Annotated in this window: 20 protein-coding genes; 11 read left to right on the plus strand and 9 right to left on the minus strand. The window is 62.9% G+C overall.

Going from position 1 to position 19,133, the window contains the following annotated elements:
- Positions 1-374: 374 nt before the first annotated feature.
- Complete coding sequence (locus HW554_RS04110) at positions 375-797, plus strand: BLUF domain-containing protein (protein ID WP_176907078.1); 423 nt, start codon at positions 375-377, stop codon at positions 795-797.
- A complete protein-coding gene (locus tag HW554_RS04115) occupies positions 794-1,612 on the plus strand; it encodes a class I SAM-dependent methyltransferase (protein ID WP_176907079.1) in 819 nt (272 codons plus the stop codon). The genes HW554_RS04110 and HW554_RS04115 overlap by 4 nt, the downstream gene beginning before the upstream one ends.
- A gap of 144 nt (positions 1,613-1,756) precedes the next feature.
- Here the strand turns inward: HW554_RS04115 and pncA are convergent, their stop codons facing one another.
- A complete protein-coding gene (gene pncA, locus HW554_RS04120) occupies positions 1,757-2,374 on the minus strand; it encodes a bifunctional nicotinamidase/pyrazinamidase (RefSeq protein WP_176907080.1) in 618 nt (205 codons plus the stop codon).
- Between the two features lie 183 nt (positions 2,375-2,557).
- Here pncA and HW554_RS04125 point away from each other — a divergent pair, with 183 nt between their 5' ends.
- Positions 2,558-3,502 (plus strand): hypothetical protein, encoded by a 945-nt coding sequence (locus HW554_RS04125; protein ID WP_176907081.1) that lies wholly within the window; start codon positions 2,558-2,560, stop codon positions 3,500-3,502.
- Between the two features lie 214 nt (positions 3,503-3,716).
- Here the strand turns inward: HW554_RS04125 and HW554_RS04130 are convergent, their stop codons facing one another.
- Entirely contained in the window at positions 3,717-4,280 is a 564-nt protein-coding gene (locus HW554_RS04130) for a 2'-5' RNA ligase family protein (RefSeq protein WP_218134587.1), read from the minus strand.
- An 81-nt stretch (positions 4,281-4,361) separates the two neighbouring features.
- On the minus strand, positions 4,362-5,948 hold the full coding sequence (locus HW554_RS04135) for a T9SS type A sorting domain-containing protein (protein WP_176907082.1): 1,587 nt from the start codon (positions 5,946-5,948) through the stop codon (positions 4,362-4,364).
- A gap of 336 nt (positions 5,949-6,284) precedes the next feature.
- Here HW554_RS04135 and hutI point away from each other — a divergent pair, with 336 nt between their 5' ends.
- Positions 6,285-7,556, plus strand: coding sequence for an imidazolonepropionase (hutI, locus tag HW554_RS04140; protein ID WP_176907083.1), 1,272 nt, complete (start codon positions 6,285-6,287; stop codon positions 7,554-7,556).
- Between the two features lie 74 nt (positions 7,557-7,630).
- On the opposite strand, the gene HW554_RS04145 is transcribed toward hutI, so the two are convergent.
- The 3 genes from HW554_RS04145 to HW554_RS04155 form a co-directional block, all read right to left on the minus strand.
- The gene (locus HW554_RS04145; RefSeq protein WP_176907084.1) at positions 7,631-8,581 is read right to left on the minus strand and encodes a hypothetical protein; all 951 of its coding nucleotides are present in this window, start codon (positions 8,579-8,581) and stop codon (positions 7,631-7,633) included.
- Positions 8,582-8,696: 115 nt separating this feature from the next.
- A complete protein-coding gene (locus HW554_RS04150) occupies positions 8,697-10,154 on the minus strand; it encodes an outer membrane beta-barrel protein (RefSeq protein WP_176907085.1) in 1,458 nt (485 codons plus the stop codon).
- Positions 10,147-10,704, minus strand: a complete 558-nt coding sequence (locus HW554_RS04155; protein ID WP_176907086.1) for an RNA polymerase sigma factor — start codon at positions 10,702-10,704, stop codon at positions 10,147-10,149. The genes HW554_RS04150 and HW554_RS04155 overlap by 8 nt, the downstream gene beginning before the upstream one ends.
- A 242-nt stretch (positions 10,705-10,946) precedes the next feature.
- Between HW554_RS04155 and HW554_RS04160 the strand changes: the two genes are divergently transcribed.
- Positions 10,947-11,753 carry a PhzF family phenazine biosynthesis protein gene (locus tag HW554_RS04160; RefSeq protein WP_176907087.1) on the plus strand — a complete coding sequence of 269 codons (807 nt, stop codon included), beginning with the start codon at positions 10,947-10,949 and terminating at the stop codon, positions 11,751-11,753.
- A 26-nt stretch (positions 11,754-11,779) separates the two neighbouring features.
- Here the strand turns inward: HW554_RS04160 and HW554_RS04165 are convergent, their stop codons facing one another.
- The 3 genes from HW554_RS04165 to ruvC are packed head-to-tail and all read right to left on the minus strand — an operon-like array spanning position 11,780 to position 13,036.
- The gene (locus HW554_RS04165; protein ID WP_176907088.1) at positions 11,780-12,001 is read right to left on the minus strand and encodes a KTSC domain-containing protein; all 222 of its coding nucleotides are present in this window, start codon (positions 11,999-12,001) and stop codon (positions 11,780-11,782) included.
- 24 nt (positions 12,002-12,025) lie between these two features.
- Positions 12,026-12,370 carry a hypothetical protein gene (locus HW554_RS04170; protein WP_176907089.1) on the minus strand — a complete coding sequence of 115 codons (345 nt, stop codon included), beginning with the start codon at positions 12,368-12,370 and terminating at the stop codon, positions 12,026-12,028.
- 27 nt (positions 12,371-12,397) lie between these two features.
- On the minus strand, positions 12,398-13,036 hold the full coding sequence (gene ruvC, locus HW554_RS04175) for a crossover junction endodeoxyribonuclease RuvC (protein ID WP_176907090.1): 639 nt from the start codon (positions 13,034-13,036) through the stop codon (positions 12,398-12,400).
- Positions 13,037-13,225: 189 nt separating this feature from the next.
- On the opposite strand from ruvC, the gene HW554_RS04180 reads away from it, so the two are divergent.
- The 6 genes from HW554_RS04180 (at position 13,226) to HW554_RS04205 (ending at position 19,027) form a co-directional block, all read left to right on the plus strand.
- A complete protein-coding gene (locus tag HW554_RS04180) occupies positions 13,226-14,335 on the plus strand; it encodes a lysylphosphatidylglycerol synthase domain-containing protein (RefSeq protein ID WP_176907091.1) in 1,110 nt (369 codons plus the stop codon).
- Entirely contained in the window at positions 14,332-15,516 is a 1,185-nt protein-coding gene (locus tag HW554_RS04185; protein WP_176907093.1) for a glycosyltransferase, read from the plus strand. The genes HW554_RS04180 and HW554_RS04185 overlap by 4 nt, the downstream gene beginning before the upstream one ends.
- Before the next feature lie 99 nt (positions 15,517-15,615).
- Positions 15,616-16,125 (plus strand): c-type cytochrome, encoded by a 510-nt coding sequence (locus HW554_RS20560; protein WP_246285094.1) that lies wholly within the window; start codon positions 15,616-15,618, stop codon positions 16,123-16,125.
- A gap of 86 nt (positions 16,126-16,211) precedes the next feature.
- Positions 16,212-16,469: a MarR family transcriptional regulator gene (locus tag HW554_RS04195; protein WP_019949513.1), complete on the plus strand. Its 258-nt coding sequence runs from the start codon at positions 16,212-16,214 to the stop codon at positions 16,467-16,469.
- The gene (locus tag HW554_RS04200; RefSeq protein ID WP_176907095.1) at positions 16,469-17,647 is read left to right on the plus strand and encodes an ABC transporter permease; all 1,179 of its coding nucleotides are present in this window, start codon (positions 16,469-16,471) and stop codon (positions 17,645-17,647) included. Before HW554_RS04195 ends, HW554_RS04200 begins: the two co-directional genes overlap by 1 nt.
- 144 nt (positions 17,648-17,791) lie before the next feature.
- Complete coding sequence (locus tag HW554_RS04205) at positions 17,792-19,027, plus strand: PP2C family protein-serine/threonine phosphatase (RefSeq protein WP_176907097.1); 1,236 nt, start codon at positions 17,792-17,794, stop codon at positions 19,025-19,027.
- The last annotated feature ends 106 nt before the right edge of the window (positions 19,028-19,133 follow it).

Genomic DNA, 19,133 nt, shown 5'->3' on the forward strand with positions numbered 1-19,133 from the left:
CTGAGCTGATAGGTACGAACCCGGCCCCTAAAAAGATAAGCGCAGGGCATTAGTCTATCATGCCTCCGGCCGGAAACTCTATCTTTAAAAGCGTATATTAGGTAGCGCAAGTTGCGAAGCGAGGACGTCGGCCCGTTGCAACGGCGCGGCGCGCCCCTGCCCGTTGTTGTAACGGGCTTTACAGTGACTCAGAACAGTCGTTCGACGCATCGTTTCGACGGTGGGCGGGGGCAACTGAAGAGCAGCGAAGCTCGGCCCCGACCCTGCATCGTTTTGCGCAACTTGAGTTAGGTAGCGTCTTGGCAGGATGGGTTTTGATAGGCCCCACCGTTGCGCCGGGTGTGCGTTGTATGTGTCAGGTAAAGCCCTCAGTTATGCATCATCTTGTATATTCGAGCCAGATAGTGGGTGCATTGAGTGAAAGCCTGTTACGCGAAATGCTGCAAAAGTTCAGGCACTACAACCACCAGGTGGGCATTACGGGCATTCTGCTGTATTGCAACGGCCAGGTGCTACAGGTGCTGGAAGGCGAGCGGACGGTAGTGGAGCAGCTCTACAGCCGCATCGAGCACGACCCGCGCCATGGCAACGTGGTGAAGCTGGCCGATGGTCCGGTGAGCTGGCGCGAGTTTCCCGAGTGGTCGATGGCTTTTGCCGTTGCCTCGCCCTCGGCCTTTTCCTCGCTGACCGGCTACTGCGACCCCGACAATCCCTGGCAGCCCCGCAACGAAGCCGGCCAGCTGATCCGGGAGCTGATCCGGGAATTTATCCAGCAAACCCGCCTTACCGTTCGATGAGTACGCCACCCAATATTCCACCGGATTACCTGGAGCTTAACCGCCGCCTCTGGAACGCTAAAACAGCCTTCCACCTCGCGTCAGATTTCTATGATGTAGCTGGTTTTACGGCGGGCCAAACGTCGCTCAATCCGCCTGAGCTACAGCTGCTCGGCGACGTTGCCGGGCAGCATATTCTGCACCTGCAGTGTCATTTTGGCCTCGACACCCTCACCCTCTCGCTGGCCCGCATGGGTGCCCACGTCACGGGCGTCGATCTGGCCGACGAGGCCATTGCTGCCGCCCGCACCCTCAACGCGCAGCTGGGCCTGGCCGCTGAGTTTGTGCAGGCCGATGTGCTGAACTTGCCCACCCGCCTCAACGGGCAGTTCGACGTGGTGTTTGCCTCCTACGGCGTGCTGGGCTGGCTGCCCGACCTGGCGCCGTGGGCTGCCGGCGTGGCCCGCTGCCTTCGCCCCGGCGGCCGGCTGGTACTGGTCGAGTTTCATCCGGCCGTTTGGATGTTCGACAACGATTTCACCCGCATCGAGTACTCTTATTTCAACCACCAGACCATCATCGAGCAGGAAACCGGCACCTACGCCGACCGCGCCGCGCCCCTGCACGAAACATCGGTGTGCTGGAATCACAGCTTGGGCGAGGTGCTGGGCGCGCTACTGGGCCAGGGGCTGACCATTCGCCATTTTGAAGAGTACGACTACTCGTGCTACGACTGCCTGAACGGACTGGAGCCGGCCCCTGGCGGCGGCTACCAGCTCGCACACATGCCCGGCAAGCTCCCGCTGATGTTCTCAGTAGTAGCCCAAAAGCCGTAGGTTCTGGAGTTTAGAGGTTAGTGATTAGTGGAAAAGAACGTCATTCAGAGCGCAGCGAAGAATCTCGCTCGCAAAAACTGCCCTGTGGTAGCTCAACGGATGCGAGCGAGATTCTTCGCTACGCTCTGAATGACGTTTCTTTTGCTAACCATCAACAACTACACCGGCTGTGGTTACGAACTGTGCCCCGCGCTGCGCCAGGTCGATGCGGGCCTGTTTGTAGCCCTCGGCGCTGATGGCGCGGGTGGCATCTTCTACTAAGAACACGGTGAATCCTTCCTGCAGGGCATCGAGGGCCGAGAAGTAAACGCAGAAGTCGGCGGCCAGGCCGGCCAGGTACACTGCGGTTACGCCGCGGCCGCGCAGGTAATCGGCTAAGCCGGTGCTTTTGCGGTGGCCGTTATCAAAAAAGCCGCTGTACGAGTCGATGGCGGAGTTGGTGCCCTTGCGGAAGATGGCCTCGATGCGGTGCTGATCGAGGCCGGCCACGAACCCGGCGCCGGGCGTGCCCTGCACGCAGTGGTCGGGCCAGAGCGTTTGGGGCAGCCCGTGCAGCTCGCCCTGCTCGAAAGGTTGGCGGCCGGGGTGCGAGCTGGCAAAGCTGCCGTGGCCGGCCGGATGCCAGTCCTGGGTGGCGACCACCAGTCCGAAGTAGGGCTGCAGCTGGTTGGCCAGCGGTACCACAGCGTCACCGTTGGTTACTGCCAGCGCCCCACCGGGCACAAAATCGTTCTGAATGTCAATCAACAACAGTGCTTTCATCGGGCAGAACTGAAAAGTGCACGGCTCTGGCAGAAGGCCGCTTTCGGAAGATAGTGTACGCCAACCGGCCGGGCAAAAGTAGCCCAGCCGGCCCACTTGCTGGCCCGCTCGCCCGATTCGTGCGTACTTTGCTACGAATTGAGGGGCGGGCCCGACCCGCAATCCGAAAGCGCACGATAGATAATGACGAAGTTTTTTCTGGTGGGCCTGGGCCTGCTGCTGGGCAGCTTGCCACAAGTGGGCGTGGCCCAAACCCTGGGTTCTGTTTCGGCCCCCGAGGCGGCGGCCCGGCAGGCGGTAGCAGGTACGCGGGTGTGGCTGGTGCCACCCGCCGGCTTTGGCCCGGCTGCGGGCCTCACGGGGCTGCGCCGGGGGCCGGCCGCGCTGCAGGTAATGGAAATGCCCGGCAGCAATTATTACCGGCAGGCAGCCGGCTTCAACCCGGCGCGCTTCACGGCGCGCGGCGGCACGGTTATCAGTTTCAGTGCTCTGCAGATAGACGGCTACCCAGCGCAGCTGGCGCGGGTGCAGCTCAGCCCCACCCAGGAAACCAGCCAGCTACTATTCGGCGACTCGACGTTTGTGGTGCTGCTCGACGCCCGCTATCCGGCGGCCGATACGGCGGCCGGCGGGGCGTTGCGGCGTAGCCTGCGCTCGGCCACCTACCGACCCATTGCCGCCGATGCGCTGGCCACGCTGGGCAACACCGTGTTCGTACTCGACGAGCAGAAGTCGCCCTTTGCGCTGGCACTGGCCCGGCAGGGTACCTATACCTACACGCTGGGCGGGCAGCGCAAGCCCGATTATGGTACTGAGCCAGTACTTACCGTCAGCACCTATCCCTACAATCCGTCCATCACGGCGGCCGATATCAGCGCCCAGCTGCTTACCCGCCCCGATGGCCCCAAGGCCTATAAACCCCGTAAGATGACCTCGGGCAAGGTAAACGACCTGATAACCTACGAAACCGAAGGGTTTGCGCAGCTTCAGGGCCAGCGGGTGCTGGTGTACCAGCAGGTAACGGTCATCGGCAACACCGCTGTAGCGCTGCAGGGCATTGCCCGCCAGGATTTCGACCAAGCCCTGGAGCAGTTCAAAGGCCTCACCCGTACGATCAAGGCACGGTAGCATAAGGAGGAGAAAAGGTAGTCATGCTGAGCTTGCCGAAGCATCTCTACCGCTCCGTAATACGATGTAGGGGCGGGACTTATCCCCGCCCGCCGTTTGCGCCGCTGCAACGGTAACCGTTCAACGACAATCTTTCAACGGCGGGCGGGGACAAGCCCCGCCCCTACGTCGTGCTACGAAGGCAGCAAGCTCCGCCTGACCGCCCTTGGTGGTTTCACTGCTGACCGCCCGTTAGATCCAGTTCACCCTTTCCCTCAAACGGAAACTGTGCCAGGGCTTCCCAGGGGCCGCCGCGGTAGGCCCACAGGGCCAGGCCGGTGCCGGTAACATTGTAAGGCTCGAAATCGGCGGAAAGCTGCTCGTACAGGGTACGGGCCACGGCGGCCGCTACTTTATTCTGCACAGTGATGTGGGGCCGCAGAGGCTGTATGTCCTGGGGGCGGAGCGTGGCGGCCCAACGAGTCTGCAGCTCGTGGTGCAGCTGGCGCAGCTGGTCGTTTTCGAGGAAGTATGCCACGCCCTGGCCCAGAAACCGCACGCCCGCAACACGTAGCGGCAGGGGCGGGGTAGCGGCCGCTATGGCCTGCAGCTGCTGGGCGATGCTGGCGTGGTCGGCGCCAGGCAAGTGGTGGAAAAGCGTAATGTGGGCCCGCAGGTAGTTACGGGCCGGTGGGAAGTGTGCCGTGCGCAGTTGGTCGAAATGCTGCTGGGCCTCCTCGTCGAGAAGCAGCGTCAGAATCAGGGGCGCATCAATGATGGTGGGAGGCAAATCAGGCATACAAAAGCAAATACCCCGATACGCAGCCAGGGCGCACCGGGGTATCGGAAAGAGCTGCCAGTTGATGGAAAAGGCACGGTGCTACTTTTCCAGTACCACGCGGGTGGTGCTGGTGGCACCGGCCTGCTGCACGCGCAACAGATAGAAGCCGGCGGGCAAATCGGCCATCGGTACCTCAACCGAAGCCAGTCCGGCCGGCGCCGTGAGCCGTCGGACTACCGCGCCCCGGGCCGAAACCAGCTCCAGCGTGGCGCTTTGGCCAGGCATTGGCAGCAGCACCTGCGCCGTGCGGCGCACGGGGTTGGGGTACACTGCCGTAGCAGCCGCACTACGCACTATCCGGACACCCGAGTAGCTAACGGTACCGTCGCGGTCGTGCATGGCCAGCCGGTAGTAGGCTGTGCCGGGCAAGGGGCGGGCATCGGTGGCCGCGTATTGCTGGCCGGTGGCCTGGTTACCGGCCGCCACCCGCGCCACGGTGTTCCAGGCGGTAGCGGTGGCACTACGCTCCACTTCGAAGTGGCTGGCCCGCTCTTCGAAAGCCGTGGCCCAGCTCAGGCGCACGGTTGGGCCCGTGGCCGTAGCATCGAAGCGGGTGAGTGTAACGGGCAGAGGCAGGGCATCCGAAAAGCTCACGGCGTCGCCCCGGTTGCAGCCCAGCGCGTTGCCAAACGAGCGGTTCTCGTAGTTGCCGGTTACGTTATCCACCCGAAATATCTCTCCACTCCCGGCCCGCACTACATATACGTTGCTGAACTGGTCAGAAAACATCGAACCGATATTGTTGTCGGTGGTGCCGGGTGGCAATGGCGGCAGCGGTACGGTAGGCGTAGTGGTAACGCCTACCGGAGCTGTTCCGGGGTTGGTGATGGTGAGGTACTGGCCCGATTGGCCGATGTAGCTTACCAGATTACCGCTGGGCTTGTCGTACACCCAATCCTGAATGCCCCCTTCGGGCGCCGGAGTAGAGAGTGCGGAGTTGATGTAGGCTTGTGTCTGGGCCCTGTAGGTTTCTATAATGGCCGCCGTAGCAGGGTCGGAAGCGTTCACCCGTTGCCAGACAGGGGCCGCTACGGGCGCCGGGACAACCGGTAGGCTGGTGGTGCCCACGTACAGGCGCACATCGGTAACGGTGGCCGTACCCGGAAACGGGAAGTCGCCAAAATAAAGAGCGGAGATGCGAAACGTAACTCCCCCAAGGTAGTAAGTGCCGTCAGGGTTGCTGTCGCCCACAAAATTCAGGGTCTGCCGGTAGTCGCGGGCAGTTACGCCAAAGCCGGAGGGCGGGGTCAGGCCCGTGGTAGGCGTGGGGGGCGGCGTCATCGGGCCTACGTTGGTGGCCACGGCCGTTGTCAGGTCGATGCGGTATAAGTCGGGAGGAGTGCCGGCCTGAATGGAAGCCGCCGTGGGCGGAACCACGCGCATGGCATACAGTGCAACCCGGTTGTTGTCGTTATAACCTAAGCCATTCACTACAATGCCCGTACCCGCTTCGCTAACAATGCCGATGGGAGTAATCGAGCCGTCGGTATTGATTCTGGACAGCCCGGAAGGTTGGTTGAGGCTGCTTGGGCAAGGGGTGGATACGGCGTAGCTGTTAGTAGGGAGCTGAGCCCGTGCCTGTAGCGCAAGTGCCGAGGCCAGCCAGAAAAGGAGAAGTTGTTTCATAATGGGAAAGGAAGAAGTGTGGAGGACGGCTATATATGTAATATAGTAAAACAACTAGCTATAAGTCAATATCTTGAGACCTTCATACGGCTGAATCTCACTTCGGGATACATTATTTCTATCGGGCAATGCCTGATCGGGGCTTACGCAAAAGGGCTGTAGCGCGAAGCTCCAGCTTCGCGCACCGGCGAACAAAACCGGTAGGAAGTCAGCAACGATGCACGAAGCCGGTAACAGCAGTAACAGCCCGCGCCGGGCTGTTACTGCTGTTACCAGCCTTGCGGACTCTTATGGCTCTAGTACGCATCTTTACCCAGCCTATACTCCCGCCCCGCCATGCCCTACACTCTGCTCATCCGCCACTGCGGCCAGCTGCTCACGCTGACCGGACCACCCGCTACCCGCCCACTGGCCGGCCCCGACCAGTCTGGCTGGCACATCATCACCGACGGCTACGTGGCCTGCGAGGGAAGCCGGATTGCGGCCGTGGGCCCCATGGCGGAGCTAGAAGAAAGCCAGCTGACGCCTGCCACCCGCACAATCGAGGCGCACGGCCGGGTGGTGATGCCTGGGCTGGTGGAGTGCCACACGCACCTGGTATTTGGCGGGCAGCGGGCGGCCGAGTTCGAGCGCAAGCTACGGGGCGAATCGTACCTTGATATTCTGGCCGGCGGCGGCGGCATTCTGAATACCGTGCGCGCTACCCGTGCTGCTTCCGAAGCCGAGCTGCTGGCCGCTGCCCTGCGCCACCTGGCCGACTTCAGGCGCTACGGCGTTACTACGCTCGAAGCCAAGAGCGGCTACGGCCTCGACGCCGCAACCGAGCTGCGGCTGCTGCGCGTCGCTCGCGAGGCCGGCCTACAGCAGCCCGTGCGGGTGGTGCCCACCTTCCTGGGGGCCCATGTGCCCGGTCCCGAGTACGCCGGCCGCCCCACCGATTACCTGGCCATGCTCGTGAACGAGGTGCTGCCCCAACTCGACCCAGCCGAGATACCCTTCGTGGACATTTTCTGCGAGCAGGGCGCGTTCAGCGTAGCCGATTCCCGCGAGTTCCTGACGGCGGCCCGCAACCGGGGCTTCGGGCTAAAAATCCATGCCGAGCAGCTGCACGAGTTGGGCGGCTGCGAAATGGCGGCCGAACTCGGGGCCGTCAGCCTCGACCATGCCGACTACCTATCGGCCGAGGCGGCGGCCCGCATAGCCGCGGCTACGCAAGGCCGCACCGTGGCCGTGCTGCTGCCGCTGGTGCCGCTGTTTCTGCGCCTGGAGCGGTATGCGCCAGGCCGCGCCTTTATTGATGCGGGCCTGCCGGTGGCGCTCAGCACCGACTTCAACCCCGGCTCCTGCCCCAGCAAAAACCTGTGGCTGGCCCTGAGCATGGGCTGCCTGAAAATGGGCCTCACGCCGGCCGAAGCCGTGGCTGCCGTCACGCGCAACGCCGCCTGGGCCATTGGCCAGCAGCAGGAGTGCGGTAGTCTCGCGCCCGGCCTGCGCGCCGATATTTTGGTGCTGAATGTAGGCTCCCTGCCCGAAATACCCTATTGGCTGGGCGACAACCCCGTGCAGCAGGTGATAATCGGAGGAGAGCTGGTGGAAGAAAATATGTGAGAAGAAAGAAGCCAAGTTTGCCCCGGCCGGAGTTGAAGCGGCCGGGGCAAACTTGGTGCATCAAGCCCAGTGATTTAGATGCGTTTGAGGTCGGCCACCAACTCGACGGCCGTGGTTTCACGCAGGAGCGGGCTAAAGCTCCGGCCGGGCTGCACTATATCATCCTGGCGGCCGTAGTAAAGCTTGCCTTCGATGGTACGGATAACGACTACACTTACCCGAGCTCCATTAGGCACTGAGCGGGCCGTAAATACATTTGGTAATGCAAAGTCGCAGAGGGCCAGCGTCCCGTTGAAGTCCCGGAAGATAATGAATACGGCGGTATTGGTCTGGTCGATATTGGTGCCTGGGGCCTGTACCACCACCGGCAATAAACTGCTTGATCCGTAGAATCGGTCGCAGTTGAACCAGCCATAACCGCTGTTGTAAAGGGTCTGGCCAATGGTGACAATGTTGCCACCGGCAACGGGTGTCAGGTCAGACACTGCGTCGCGGTACAGCGACCAGCCAAAGCAGCCGGCCGGCACAGATGGCGCCACAAACAGGAGCATAGAGTCAATGATGGCGAGATTGGGCGGATTAGGCGTCTGCAGGCGGATAGCTATTCCTGGGGCCAGGCGCAGGGTTGTGTCCTGGTCGGCCCGTAGGTATATCTCGCCCGCCGATTCGAGCACATCTCCAGAACTGGTTATGGTGGGCATGTTGCTCAGTACCATTGTGGCCCGGTCGTAAACCTCGCGCAGCGTGAGCTGCACGGGCGAGGTAACGGGCCGGCCGAACTTCAGAAAAGCCCCGGCCGGGATGGTAACAATAGTGCCTTGGGCGCCGGTAAACGTGTTGGTTTGCCCAGGCTGGTAGGTAAACGTCTGCCGCGGCGCGCCCAATTGTGTCTGCAGGTCGCGAATAGTTGTCGGTACCTGAGGACAGGGCGTGGTGCCATCTTCGCATACCACAACACCGGAATCGAACTGGCAGCCAGCCAGCAGTACCAGCAGCAGTAGGTTGGCTAAGGGAGAGTAACGCATAGTGGTAGAAGGTAAGGTGGGGTAAAAGGTGAGAGGGTAGAACGGACAGAAAAGTCCGCAAAATCAGCTTCCACGTAGGGATGGAGTTTGTTTTGCCAGTAAATGACATCTCTGCCTAGCGTTGCCGTCGTGGGGCTAGGTCCCAGCGGTAGCCCAGCTGCAGGCTCAGGCTCCAGGGGCGGCGCTGGATGCGGCTGGCCCCACTCAGGGAGTTGGCAAACAGCTGGCCCTGGGGTTGGATGGTGAGCCAATGGCCCGGCCGGAACTGGTAGTTGGCAAATGCCCCGGCCGTGAGGGCCAGGTTGAGTCGGCGGAACGTGCTGTCGGGCGCGGCACTTAACCAGCGCTGCTGCCCACAGTTGCACGGCGACCCTTCGGTTGTGCGGGCGCCCAGCAGCACAGCCAACTCGGCCCCGCCCAGCACACCGTAGCGCCAGCGGTGGTTGCCACCCAGCTCCAGCCGGGCCTGCGCAGGCAGGGTCAGAAAGTGGTACCGGTCGCGAAAATTAACGGCGGTAAGCAGGCTGTCGGGACGGTTTCTGACGATTTGGTAGCGCAGCGTGGTGACATACTGAGCGTAACCCAGCCCAGCCGCCAGCGTTAGGCGCGGTGAGAATGTATAAGCCGCCATTATCTGCCCGTTAAAGCCCACAGCGGGCCGTTCCAGCCCTTGCAATTGGGTCGCCGGCCGTCCCAGCAGCCGGTACGTGAGCCCCGGACCTGCCAGCACCTGCACGCTCCAATCGGCCGGCAGTCGTGGTGTCTGCTCGGGCTCGGGTTGTTTCTGTACCCGCGGCAGGGCCAGCCCGGTGCCCGACCAGCGCCGGGCTTCTAGCTGCGCAACGGCACTTCGGAAAGCCAGTGTCTGGGGTTCGTCCGCTGCCACCGCAAGGTCGTGCCGGCGGCCTGGGGTATTCGGCTCTTCAGCTTCTGCCCGCTTCAACACCGCTGCCTGGCTTACCAGATAAGTTGTTGAAGTTGGTTTGATTGAAGCCGTTGTTGGTTTGGCTTGTTCGCTCCCTTGGCGGACGAGCCGACGGGGCTCAGTGGAAGCCAGGGCGAGCGTGCCCTTCTGTTTACGCCGCCGCGGTAGAGTTGTCAAAGGATAACCTACGTTGGATTGAATAACAATCTTTTTTCGGCCAAAAGCGGAAGGCGCTTTTGCAGCAGAAGCGGCTGCCAGCTCTGGCGTAGCAGCAGGCTGCTCAATGTTGGTGGCCGTCTGTTCAAGGCGTGCAAGTGGCCCGGAAGTCCCAATAGAGCTTTTCTGGGGGGTAGAACCCCGGTTTGTGGTTGCTTCCGAACGCGCCGGACCACTACCGGCCGGGCCGGCGGATGGGCGGTTGGCCGTTGCGGGAGGCGCCGAATTATATAGCGGACGCCAGTAGCGGGCCGTGAAAGTCAGGGTCAGCACCAGCAGGCCCAGCAGCAGCGCGGGCCGCAGCCAGGGCCGGGGCGGACGCGGGGCGGGTACCTGCTGCCGGATTCCCGTCCACACCGACTCGGGTGGGGGCGGGCCATAGTCGTGCAGCTGGCGGCGCAGGTGGTCGAAAAGTGGGTCGTGCTCAGTCATGGTGCGTAGAAATGGCTGCCTGACGGCTCAGGCGGGCTTCAAGCAGGCGGCGGGCCCGCGAGAGTTGCGACTTGCTGGTACCTTCAGAAATTCCCAGCAGCTCCCCTATTTCGGCATGTGAGTACCCCTCCACGGCGTAGAGGTTGAGCACGGTGCGGTAGCCGGGCGGCAGCGTTGCGAGCAAGTCCAGCAGGTCGGTGGCCGAAAGCTGGTCGAAGGGCGTACCATCGGGGTGAGGGAGGTACTGAACTTCGTCGGTTTCAAGCGGGAAGCCCCCGCGCTGCTGGTGTTGCTGCCAGAGGTTGAGCGAGGTAGTCACGGCAATGCGCCGGGCCCAGGCTTCAAATGGTCCCTGGTTGCGAAACTGGTCGAGGCGGCTGAAAATCTTAACAAACGTGATCTGTAGCGCGTCCTCGGCCTCCTCGCGAGAGGGACAGTAGCGCAGGCACACGCCCATCAGCCGGGTACCCAGCCGCTCATACAGCGCCCGTTGCGCCGCTGGCTGGCCCCGGCGGCATCCTTCCACCAAAGCGTCAATCTGTTCGGCCATCGAGCGGGCAAAAAAAGCGCCTATCCATCAGGAGAATCGGCAATCTACTGCATGACCGGCTACCCCCACCGCCGGGTTGCGCGGGCTGCATTAATTATTTCGGGGATGAACTGCAGCTGCCTTCCCACCCCGTCACTTTCACATTGCCGGAGGAAACCGAAGGACGAGTAATAGCCGCCGAAACCGTAGTTTAGCAGTGCCACCGAGCTGCGGCGGCCTTACTTTCATTCTGCCTCTCTGCTATGCTACTTCCCCTTTATCAGGTCGATGCCTTCTCCGACCGCCCGTTTGCCGGCAACCCCGCCGCCGTGTGCCCCCTTACCGAGTGGCTGCCCGATGCCACCATGCTGGCCATTGCTGCCGAAAATAACCTAGCCGAAACCGCCTTCTTCGTGCCCAAAGCTGAGTTGGATCACGAGTACGAAATCCGCTGGTTTACGCCCACCGTGGAGGTGGAACTATGCGGGCACGCCACGCTGGCCTCGGCGCACGTGCTTTACCGCCACCTCAACTTCCAGCAGCCCGAAATCGTGTTCCACTCGAAAAGCGGCCCCCTGCGCGTGAGCCGCGCCGAAAGCGGTATGCTGACGCTCGACTTCCCGGCCCGGCCGCCCCAGCCGCTGCCCCGCCACCCCAGCGGCCTGGTGGATGGCCTGGGCGCCACCCCGCTGGCCCTGCTGGCCGGCCCCGATCTGGTGTGCGTGTTTGCCTCGGAGGCCGAAGTGCGGGCCCTGCGCCCCAACCAGGCCCGGCTGGCCGAGGTGGAGTTTCGCGGGGTAATCGCCACCGCCCCCGGCTCGGGCGAAATCGACTTTGTGTCGCGCTTTTTCGGCCCCCGGGTGGGCGTGCCCGAAGACCCGGTAACCGGCTCGGCCCACACTACGCTGGTACCCTACTGGGCCGAGCGGCTGGGCAAAACCACTCTCCACGCCCGCCAGGTATCGGCCCGCGGCGGCGACCTATGGTGTGAGCTGCGCGGCGAGCGGGTACTGATGAGCGGCCACGCCGTTACCTACCTTAAAGGTGAAATCGAGCTGGGAGAGGTGTAGGTTGGGTTGATGAGCAGTTGCGGCCGCTACCCGCCCCGCAGCTGCTCGCGCCCGAAGCCGCCGCGCTCCACTACCTGCTCCACGAATAACGCCTTGCCCGGCACCCGCAGCAGCGCCTGGTGCAGCTCCTCGGGCACGCCGGTGTAGCGCACCAGCCCGCCGTGGCGGTACTCGATTTCCAGGGTTTGGGTGGCCGGGTCGTAGCCCACGGCTTTCAGGGAAGTGGAGCGGATGGGGCGGCGGAGCATTAGTGGATAATTACAGGCGAAAGTTCACGCGATAGAGTAAGTGAATAGCAGGCTTCCAACAAAAGCTGCCATCAGTTGCAGCGCCAATGCCAACAAAAAAATCCATTTGGTTTTGCCCCAATTCTTATGGCTGAATGAAGTAATAAACAATTGCAGCAGGGCAACACCAGCGGCTAGCACTGCACCGAAGATAAAAAAGCCGAGCCATCTTTTGCTGAAAATAATCAGTAGACCGTCCTGTTGAATTAGGCGTTGGATTGACTCGTGTGAACACAGGCAAAATACGCTGGCCGCTACCGCGTTGCCCAGCGCGCCGATACAGGATAATAGCAGCAGAAAGGAATTGACGCCCCGCTGATGATCTGGCATTGCGTAGTCTAAGGATAGTAAGTTGCTCTACGCCGCCGGCTTCTTCCTGGCCGCTGCCAACTTCTTCCCGGCAACCGGGGCGGCCAGTTTGGTGGGGTTGTCGGCCAGAAACTTGCCCCAGCTTTTGCCGCCGGCCTTCACGTTGTTGCCCTTCTGGTAGTGGTGGCACAGGGCTACGCCCAGCGCATCGGTGGCGTCGAGGAACTTGCTGGCCTCGGCAATGGGGGGCAGCGTGAGGGTCTGGCGTAGCATGTGGGCCACCTGCTCCTTGGTGGCGCTGCCCGAGCCCGTAACGGCCTGCTTTACCTTGGTGGGCGCGTATTCCACGTACGGAATCTGGCGCGAGAGGCAGGCGGCAATGGCCATGCCCTGGGCGCGGCCCAGCTTGAGCATACTCTGCACGTTCACGCCGAAAAACGGGGCTTCAATGGCCAGCTCGTCGGGCAGGTACTCGTCAATCAGCTCCAGCATCCGCTCGAAAATGCGCTTGAGCTTGAGGGCGTGGTTGGTGCCCAGCTTCTGCATATCAATCACGTCGTAGCAGAGCACCGTTACCTTCTGGCCCCGCACCTCAATCACGGCGTAGCCCATAATGGACGTGCCGGGGTCGACGCCCATAATCACCTTGGGCAGCAGTTCGGAAGAAGAAGCGAGGGGAAGAATCATGGGTTTGAGCTGTTAGCTGAAAGCTACCAGCTGTTAGCTTTTTTGGTGGCTGCTGAGCCATTAAGCTCATTTAATACCTGGTGGAGGCCTGTATTTCGAGCCGGAGACTTTTCAAAGCTAGCGTTTTACGCAGTAGCTTCGCCTGAAAAAAAGGCTAACAGCTAGCAGCTGATAGCTATCAGCTCAATTATGTTGCCACCCCAAAGCTACGCCCAAAGCCCCGAACCCCGCGTGCCGGCCCGGCCCGCGCCGGCGCAACGGTGGGGGGGCTGGGTGGTGGTGGCCAAGCTGGGCATTACGCTGCTTACACTGGGTTTTCTCTGGCACTCGCTGGTCGATAATGAGGCCACGGCCGCCGCGTGGCGGGGGCTGCTGGCGCGCAGTCTGGGTGGGCAGGGGCGTGGCCCGGTGTTGCTGGCGTTGCTGCTGGTGCCGCTCAACTGGGGCCTCGAAAGCTGGAAATGGTGGCGGCTGGCCCGGCACCTGGAGCCCGTCTCGTTCCGGCGCAGCTTCCGGGCGGTGCTGGTAGGCCTCACGCTGGGTTTCGTGACGCCCAACCGCATGGGCGACTACGCCGGCCGCATCATGGAGCTGAAAAGCCGCCGGCTGGATGCGCTGGGAGCCGTGTTTCTGGGGCGCTACTGCCAGCTGGTGGCCACGGTAATGGCCGGTACGCTGGGGCTGCTGTACTTTGCCCTGCGCTTCTACCTGAACGGCTACCCGGCCGCGCAAATTGGGCTGGTGGTGCTCACGCTGGTCATTAACCTAGCGGTGCTGCTGCCGCTCTATCACTCCGAACTGCTGGTGGCGGCTGTGCAGGCCGTTAAGCCGCTGCGCCGTTTCAGCCAATATCTGGCCGTAATGCCCACCTATCCGGCCCGGCTGCTAACTGATGTGCTGCTGATTTCGGGCCTGCGCTATCTGGTGTTCGGGGCGCAGTTTGGGCTGTTGCTGCTGGCTTACGGAGTGAATACGGCCGTGGGGCCGGCGGCGGCCGCCGTGGCGGGCACCTTCCTGCTCAAATCGCTGGTGCCTTCGCTCAATGCCCTGGCCGATGTGGGCGTGCGCGAACTGTCGGCCACCCACCTGTTCGGGCTGCTGGGCCAGTCAGCCCTGCCGGTGCTGAGCGCCAGCCTGAGCTTGTGGGTGCTCAATATTGCCGTGCCCAGCGCCGTAGGGCTGATTTTTGTGCTCCGCCTGAAAGTTCTGCGCAAGCGCCAGGCCGGCCCGGCTACGGCGGGCGCACCAGTTTCGGCAGCAGCTCCGGCTACTGCCGAAGTCATTCAACCCACCACATGAGCAGCGGCTGGGGCCTGTTGCTGCTGGCATTTCCGGCGCTGTACGCGGGGCAGATGCTGCGCCTGCGCCACGCCTGGCAGCAGCTGCCGGTGCCCGAGCTGCCGCCGCTACCCGCCGCGCCCGCGCCTGCTAGCGGCTCTGAAACGCCCGCGACGCCGCGCTTCTCGGTACTCGTAGCCGCCCGCAACGAAGCCGCCAACCTGCCGCAGCTACTCGCCGACTTGGCCCGCCAGCGCCTGCCTGCCGACCAGTTCGAAGTCATCATTGCCGACGACCACTCGGCCGACGACACGGCCGCGCTGCTGACGGCGGCTATTGACACGGCCGTTTTTCGGCTGCAAGTGGTGCGGCTGGCTGAAACTGCGGAAGCCGCAGTCGGCAAGAAAGCAGCGTTGCAGGCGGCCCTGCAGCACGCCCGCGCCCCCTGGGTGGTGTGTACTGATGCCGACTGCCGCGTGGGCCCCGACTGGCTGCGGGCCTACGCGGTGCTGCTCGACGCAGCCGGCCCTGGGGAAGTGCATTTCGTGAGCGGGCCGGTGCTGCTGACGGGGCCGGATGCGCTGCTGCAACACCTGTCGGGGCTGGAGTTTGCGGGGCTGGTGGGTACGGGTGCGGCGGGCATTGCGGCCGGCACGCCCACCATGTGCAACGGGGCCAACCTGGCCTACCGCCGCAGCGCCTTCGCGGCCGTGGCCGGCTACGCGGGAAACGCCCACCTGCCCAGCGGCGACGATGAGTTCCTGCTCCACAAGCTCCACGCGGCGTTTCCGGGCAGCATTCGGTTCCTGAAACACCCGGCCGCGCTGGTACGCACGGCCGGGCCGCCCACGCTGGCGGCCCTGCTGCGGCAGCGGGTGCGCTGGGCCAGCAAGTGGCGGCACTACCGGCACCCGCCCTCGCAACGGCTGGCGGTGCTGGTGTTGCTGGCTAACCTAGCCCCAATGGCCGGACTAGTGGCTTCGGCCTGGCAACCCGCGCTGCTGCCCGGGGCCGCCGCTGGCCTGGGCCTTAAGCTGGCCGCCGACTGCTGGTTTCTGGCCCCTGTACTGGGCTTCCTTGGCCGCCGCCGCTGGCTGACCTACGCGCCGCTGCTGCAACTGGCGTACGCGCCCTATGCGTTGCTGGTGGGCTTGGCGGGCCTGCGCGGCGGCTACGAGTGGAAGGGCCGGCGGGCCGGGTAGGAGGGAAGCTATAATTGAAGGGCATCAAACCATGGAAATGGCTTGCTATTGCGGCGTTTGGGGGCGTACTTTCTGGAGTGTTCCAACTTCTCTGTCAAGATGAATAAGAACCTGCTGGAAATCATAATGCCGGCCAGCCTGGCGGTGGTGGCTGGGGCCATTGGCGGTTGTCTGCTGCTGCTGGGCAGTAATCTAATTGTAGAGCCGCCGACGGATTTAGCCAATCAATCAGCCTGCGCCGGGCCAGGCATACTCGGGCCGAATAGTTTGGCTCCGCTGCCTCCGCTAACTGCTGCTGAAGCCATGAACATTGCATCCGGCGACGCGCTGTTCAAGGGCAACTGCGCCCAGTGTCATGGCATTGTTGAGGTGATAGTCGGTCCCGCGCTGGCCGGGGTGCGAAAGCGGCGACCCGAGAAATGGCTGCATGCCTGGGTGAAAAACTCCAGCAAGCTGGTTGCCAGCGGCGACGAATACGCCCTGAAAATCTACGAGCAGTACGACAAGCAGCAAATGCCCTCGTACAATCTTTCAAACGAGGAAATTAGCCAGATTTTAGACTACGTGGAGTCGCAGGAGGTCAGATACGTGGTTTCAGCAATCAACTGACACACCCCGCGCATTCCTCCGCAAACCGCTGCGAGAAACCCCGGCCGAACATTTACCTTTATGCCTCACAATCCGCCCTCCCTGCCGTGACCGACGCCGAATTTGATGTTCTCGACGAGCTGTACTTCGTCACGCCCTTCGCCGACCTGCTGAAAAAAACCGGCCTGCCGCGCCCCGAGCTAGTGGAAACCCTGCGCCGCCTGATGGACGTGGGCTACGTGCGGAGCTTCTGGCCCGACCCCGATACCGAGCTGGCCTACGAGGAAAGCTCGTTCGGGGCTCTGGTGGGCGACTGCCAGTTTCTGGCTTCCAAAGAAGGCCTGCTGCAACACAACACCCGCTGATGCCCGCTGCTCCCGTCGCTGCCGTAGCCGCGCCGACGCCGGCCCGCTCGCCGGGCTACTACGTACGCCAGCGCCTGCTGCGCAATCTGCCGGCCATGCTCGGGCTGGGCTTTATTGTGCTCTGTACGCTGGTGGCTGTGTTGGGCTATTGGGTGCTGCCCGACAATTCGCCCTCGGCCAACAACGGCTTGGTGCAGCTGCAAAAAGAAGCCCCCGGTTTCTCCGCCACCATCCTGCGCCTACCCCGGCCCGATGCGGTGCGCGACGCGGCCGACAACCCGCTGCGTACGTGGTGGCAGGGCCGCGCACCGCGCTTCCGCGAAGTAGCCATTGGTGGCTACCAAATCGTGGGCGATTCGCTCATCACGCAGCCTTACCAAAACCACTCGGCCCTGGCCGACCAGCGCCAGGCCTACGCCCTGAATGCCGTGGCCGGCCGCAGCGGTTCGGCCGCCGACCTGGCTCCGCTGGCCCGCCAGAACATCATCGAGCGCACCTACTGGCTGGGCACCGATAAGGCCGGCCGCGACGAGCTGAGCCGGCTGCTGCTGGGCACCCGCATCAGCCTGGGAATCGGGCTGGTGGCCGTTATTATTTCGGTGCTGCTGGGCATGCTGGTGGGGGCCGTGGCGGGCTACGTGGGCGGCTGGCTCGATTCGCTGCTGCTGGGCCTGATGACGGTGGTGTGGAGCATTCCGGGCATTATGCTGGTGATTGCCATTTCGCTGGCCCTCGACAGCAAGGGCGTCTGGACCTCGTTTGTGGCTGTGGGCCTGACTATGTGGGTAGATGTGGCCCGCGTGGTGCGGGGCCAGATGCTGAGCTTAAAACAGGCCACTTTCGTGGAGGCCGGCCGGGTACTGGGCCTGCCCCAGCGCCGCCTGATTGCCCAACACCTGCTGCCCAACATGACCGGCCCGCTGATTGTGCTGGCCACGAGTAATTTTGCGTCGGCCATTCTGCTCGAAGCTGGCCTGAGTTTCTTAGGTTTGGGCGTGCAGCCGCCGGCACCGTCGTGGGGTCTGATGGTGAACGAGGGTTTCCAGCTGCTGGGCACCCGCGCCGGCCTGTGGCTCACGCTGCTGCCGAGCCTGGCCATCAGCCTGCTGGTGCTCAGCTTCAACTTGCTCGGTAACGGCCTGCGCGACGCCTACGACCCCAAAACGCCGCTGCTGTAGGCGCGTTGGCAGCCGTGGTGGCGTAAGTGGAAGCCAGCACCTACGCCGCCGACCTGCCCGAATTTCAAATGGCTATTTTGCCTCCCAACCACCAGGCTTACTTGCCTGCCTATCCTTTCGCCACCTCCCTGCCTTTCTTTTGCTATGCCCAATACTACTCCTGAAAAAAAGTTGTTCCTGAAAGAGCGGGAGTTGGGGGCGCTGCTGGAAATCACCCAGGCCATCAACCAGGACCATACCGAAGCCGCCCTCTACCGGATTTTCCAGTTCACGCTGCTCGGCCAGCTCAACATCCGCCGGCTGGTGCTGTATGTGCTGGAAGAGGGCCAGTGGCAATGCATGACCTATTTCGGCACCGGGCAGGTCGATTTCCGGCAGGTAGAGCTACCGCAGCGGATTGCCGATGCCTGTACCAAAGCCTCGTGCCGACTCGACGAAATTGCGGGGCTGGAGCCAGTGTGGGCCAACCTCGAAGTGGTGATACCGGTGGGCAGCAACGGCCAGGTGCTGGCCTACGTGTTCATCGGCAACGCCCACGAAGATTATGCCGGCGAAGAAGCGCTCAAGTTTCTGCAGACGCTGAGCAACATTCTGGTGGGAGCCATTGAAAACCGCCGGCTGGTGCGGCAGCGGGTGGCTTCGGCGGCCATACGCAAGGAAATTGAAATTGCCCGCGAGGTGCAGACCATGCTGTTTCCGCAGCGCCTGCCCAACGATGCCCACCTGGCCGTGCATGCCAGCTACGTGCCCCACACGGCCGTGGGCGGCGACTACTACGACGTGGTGGAGCTCGACGGCGGCCGCCTGCTGCTGTGCGTGGCCGATGTGTCGGGCAAGGGTGTGGCCGCTTCGCTGCTGATGTCCAACTTCCAGGCCGGGCTGCGCACGCTGCTGCGCCAGGGAGTCGATCTGGCCACGGTAGTACACGAGCTCAACCACCTCATTTTCCGCAACGCCGGCGGCGACAAGTTCATTACCGTCTTTTTTGGCCTCTACGACCGCGCCACCCGCGAGCTGCAGTACGTAAACGCCGGCCACAACGACCCGTTGCTGCTCCTCGACGATGGCAGTGCCAGCCAACCGCTTAAAGAGGGCACCATTATGCTGGGCGTGATGGAAGAGCTACCCATGCTGAACGTAGGCCACCTCGTAGTGCCGCCCCACAGCCTGCTGCTTACTTACACCGACGGCCTGACCGAAGTGTTCGACGCCAACCAGAACGAGTTTGGCGAGGATGGCGTGCTGCGCGTGCTGCGCCAGAACCGCTACGCCCCGCTAGCCACCATGCACGCCGAGCTGCTGCGCGAAATCACCGCCTTCGACCAGGCCGGCACCGGTTTCGCCGACGACGTAACCATCCTGAGCTGCCGGTTTAAATAATGGAAGTTAGAAAAGGAACGTCATTCTGAGCGTAGCCGAAGAATCTCTACCGCCAAAGTAATCCTGTCGTCGGGAGTTGCTTTGGCGGTAGAGATTCTTCGGCTAC

The sequence above is a fragment of the Hymenobacter lapidiphilus genome, from assembly GCF_013377885.1.
In the GTDB taxonomy this organism is placed as follows: domain Bacteria; phylum Bacteroidota; class Bacteroidia; order Cytophagales; family Hymenobacteraceae; genus Hymenobacter; species Hymenobacter lapidiphilus.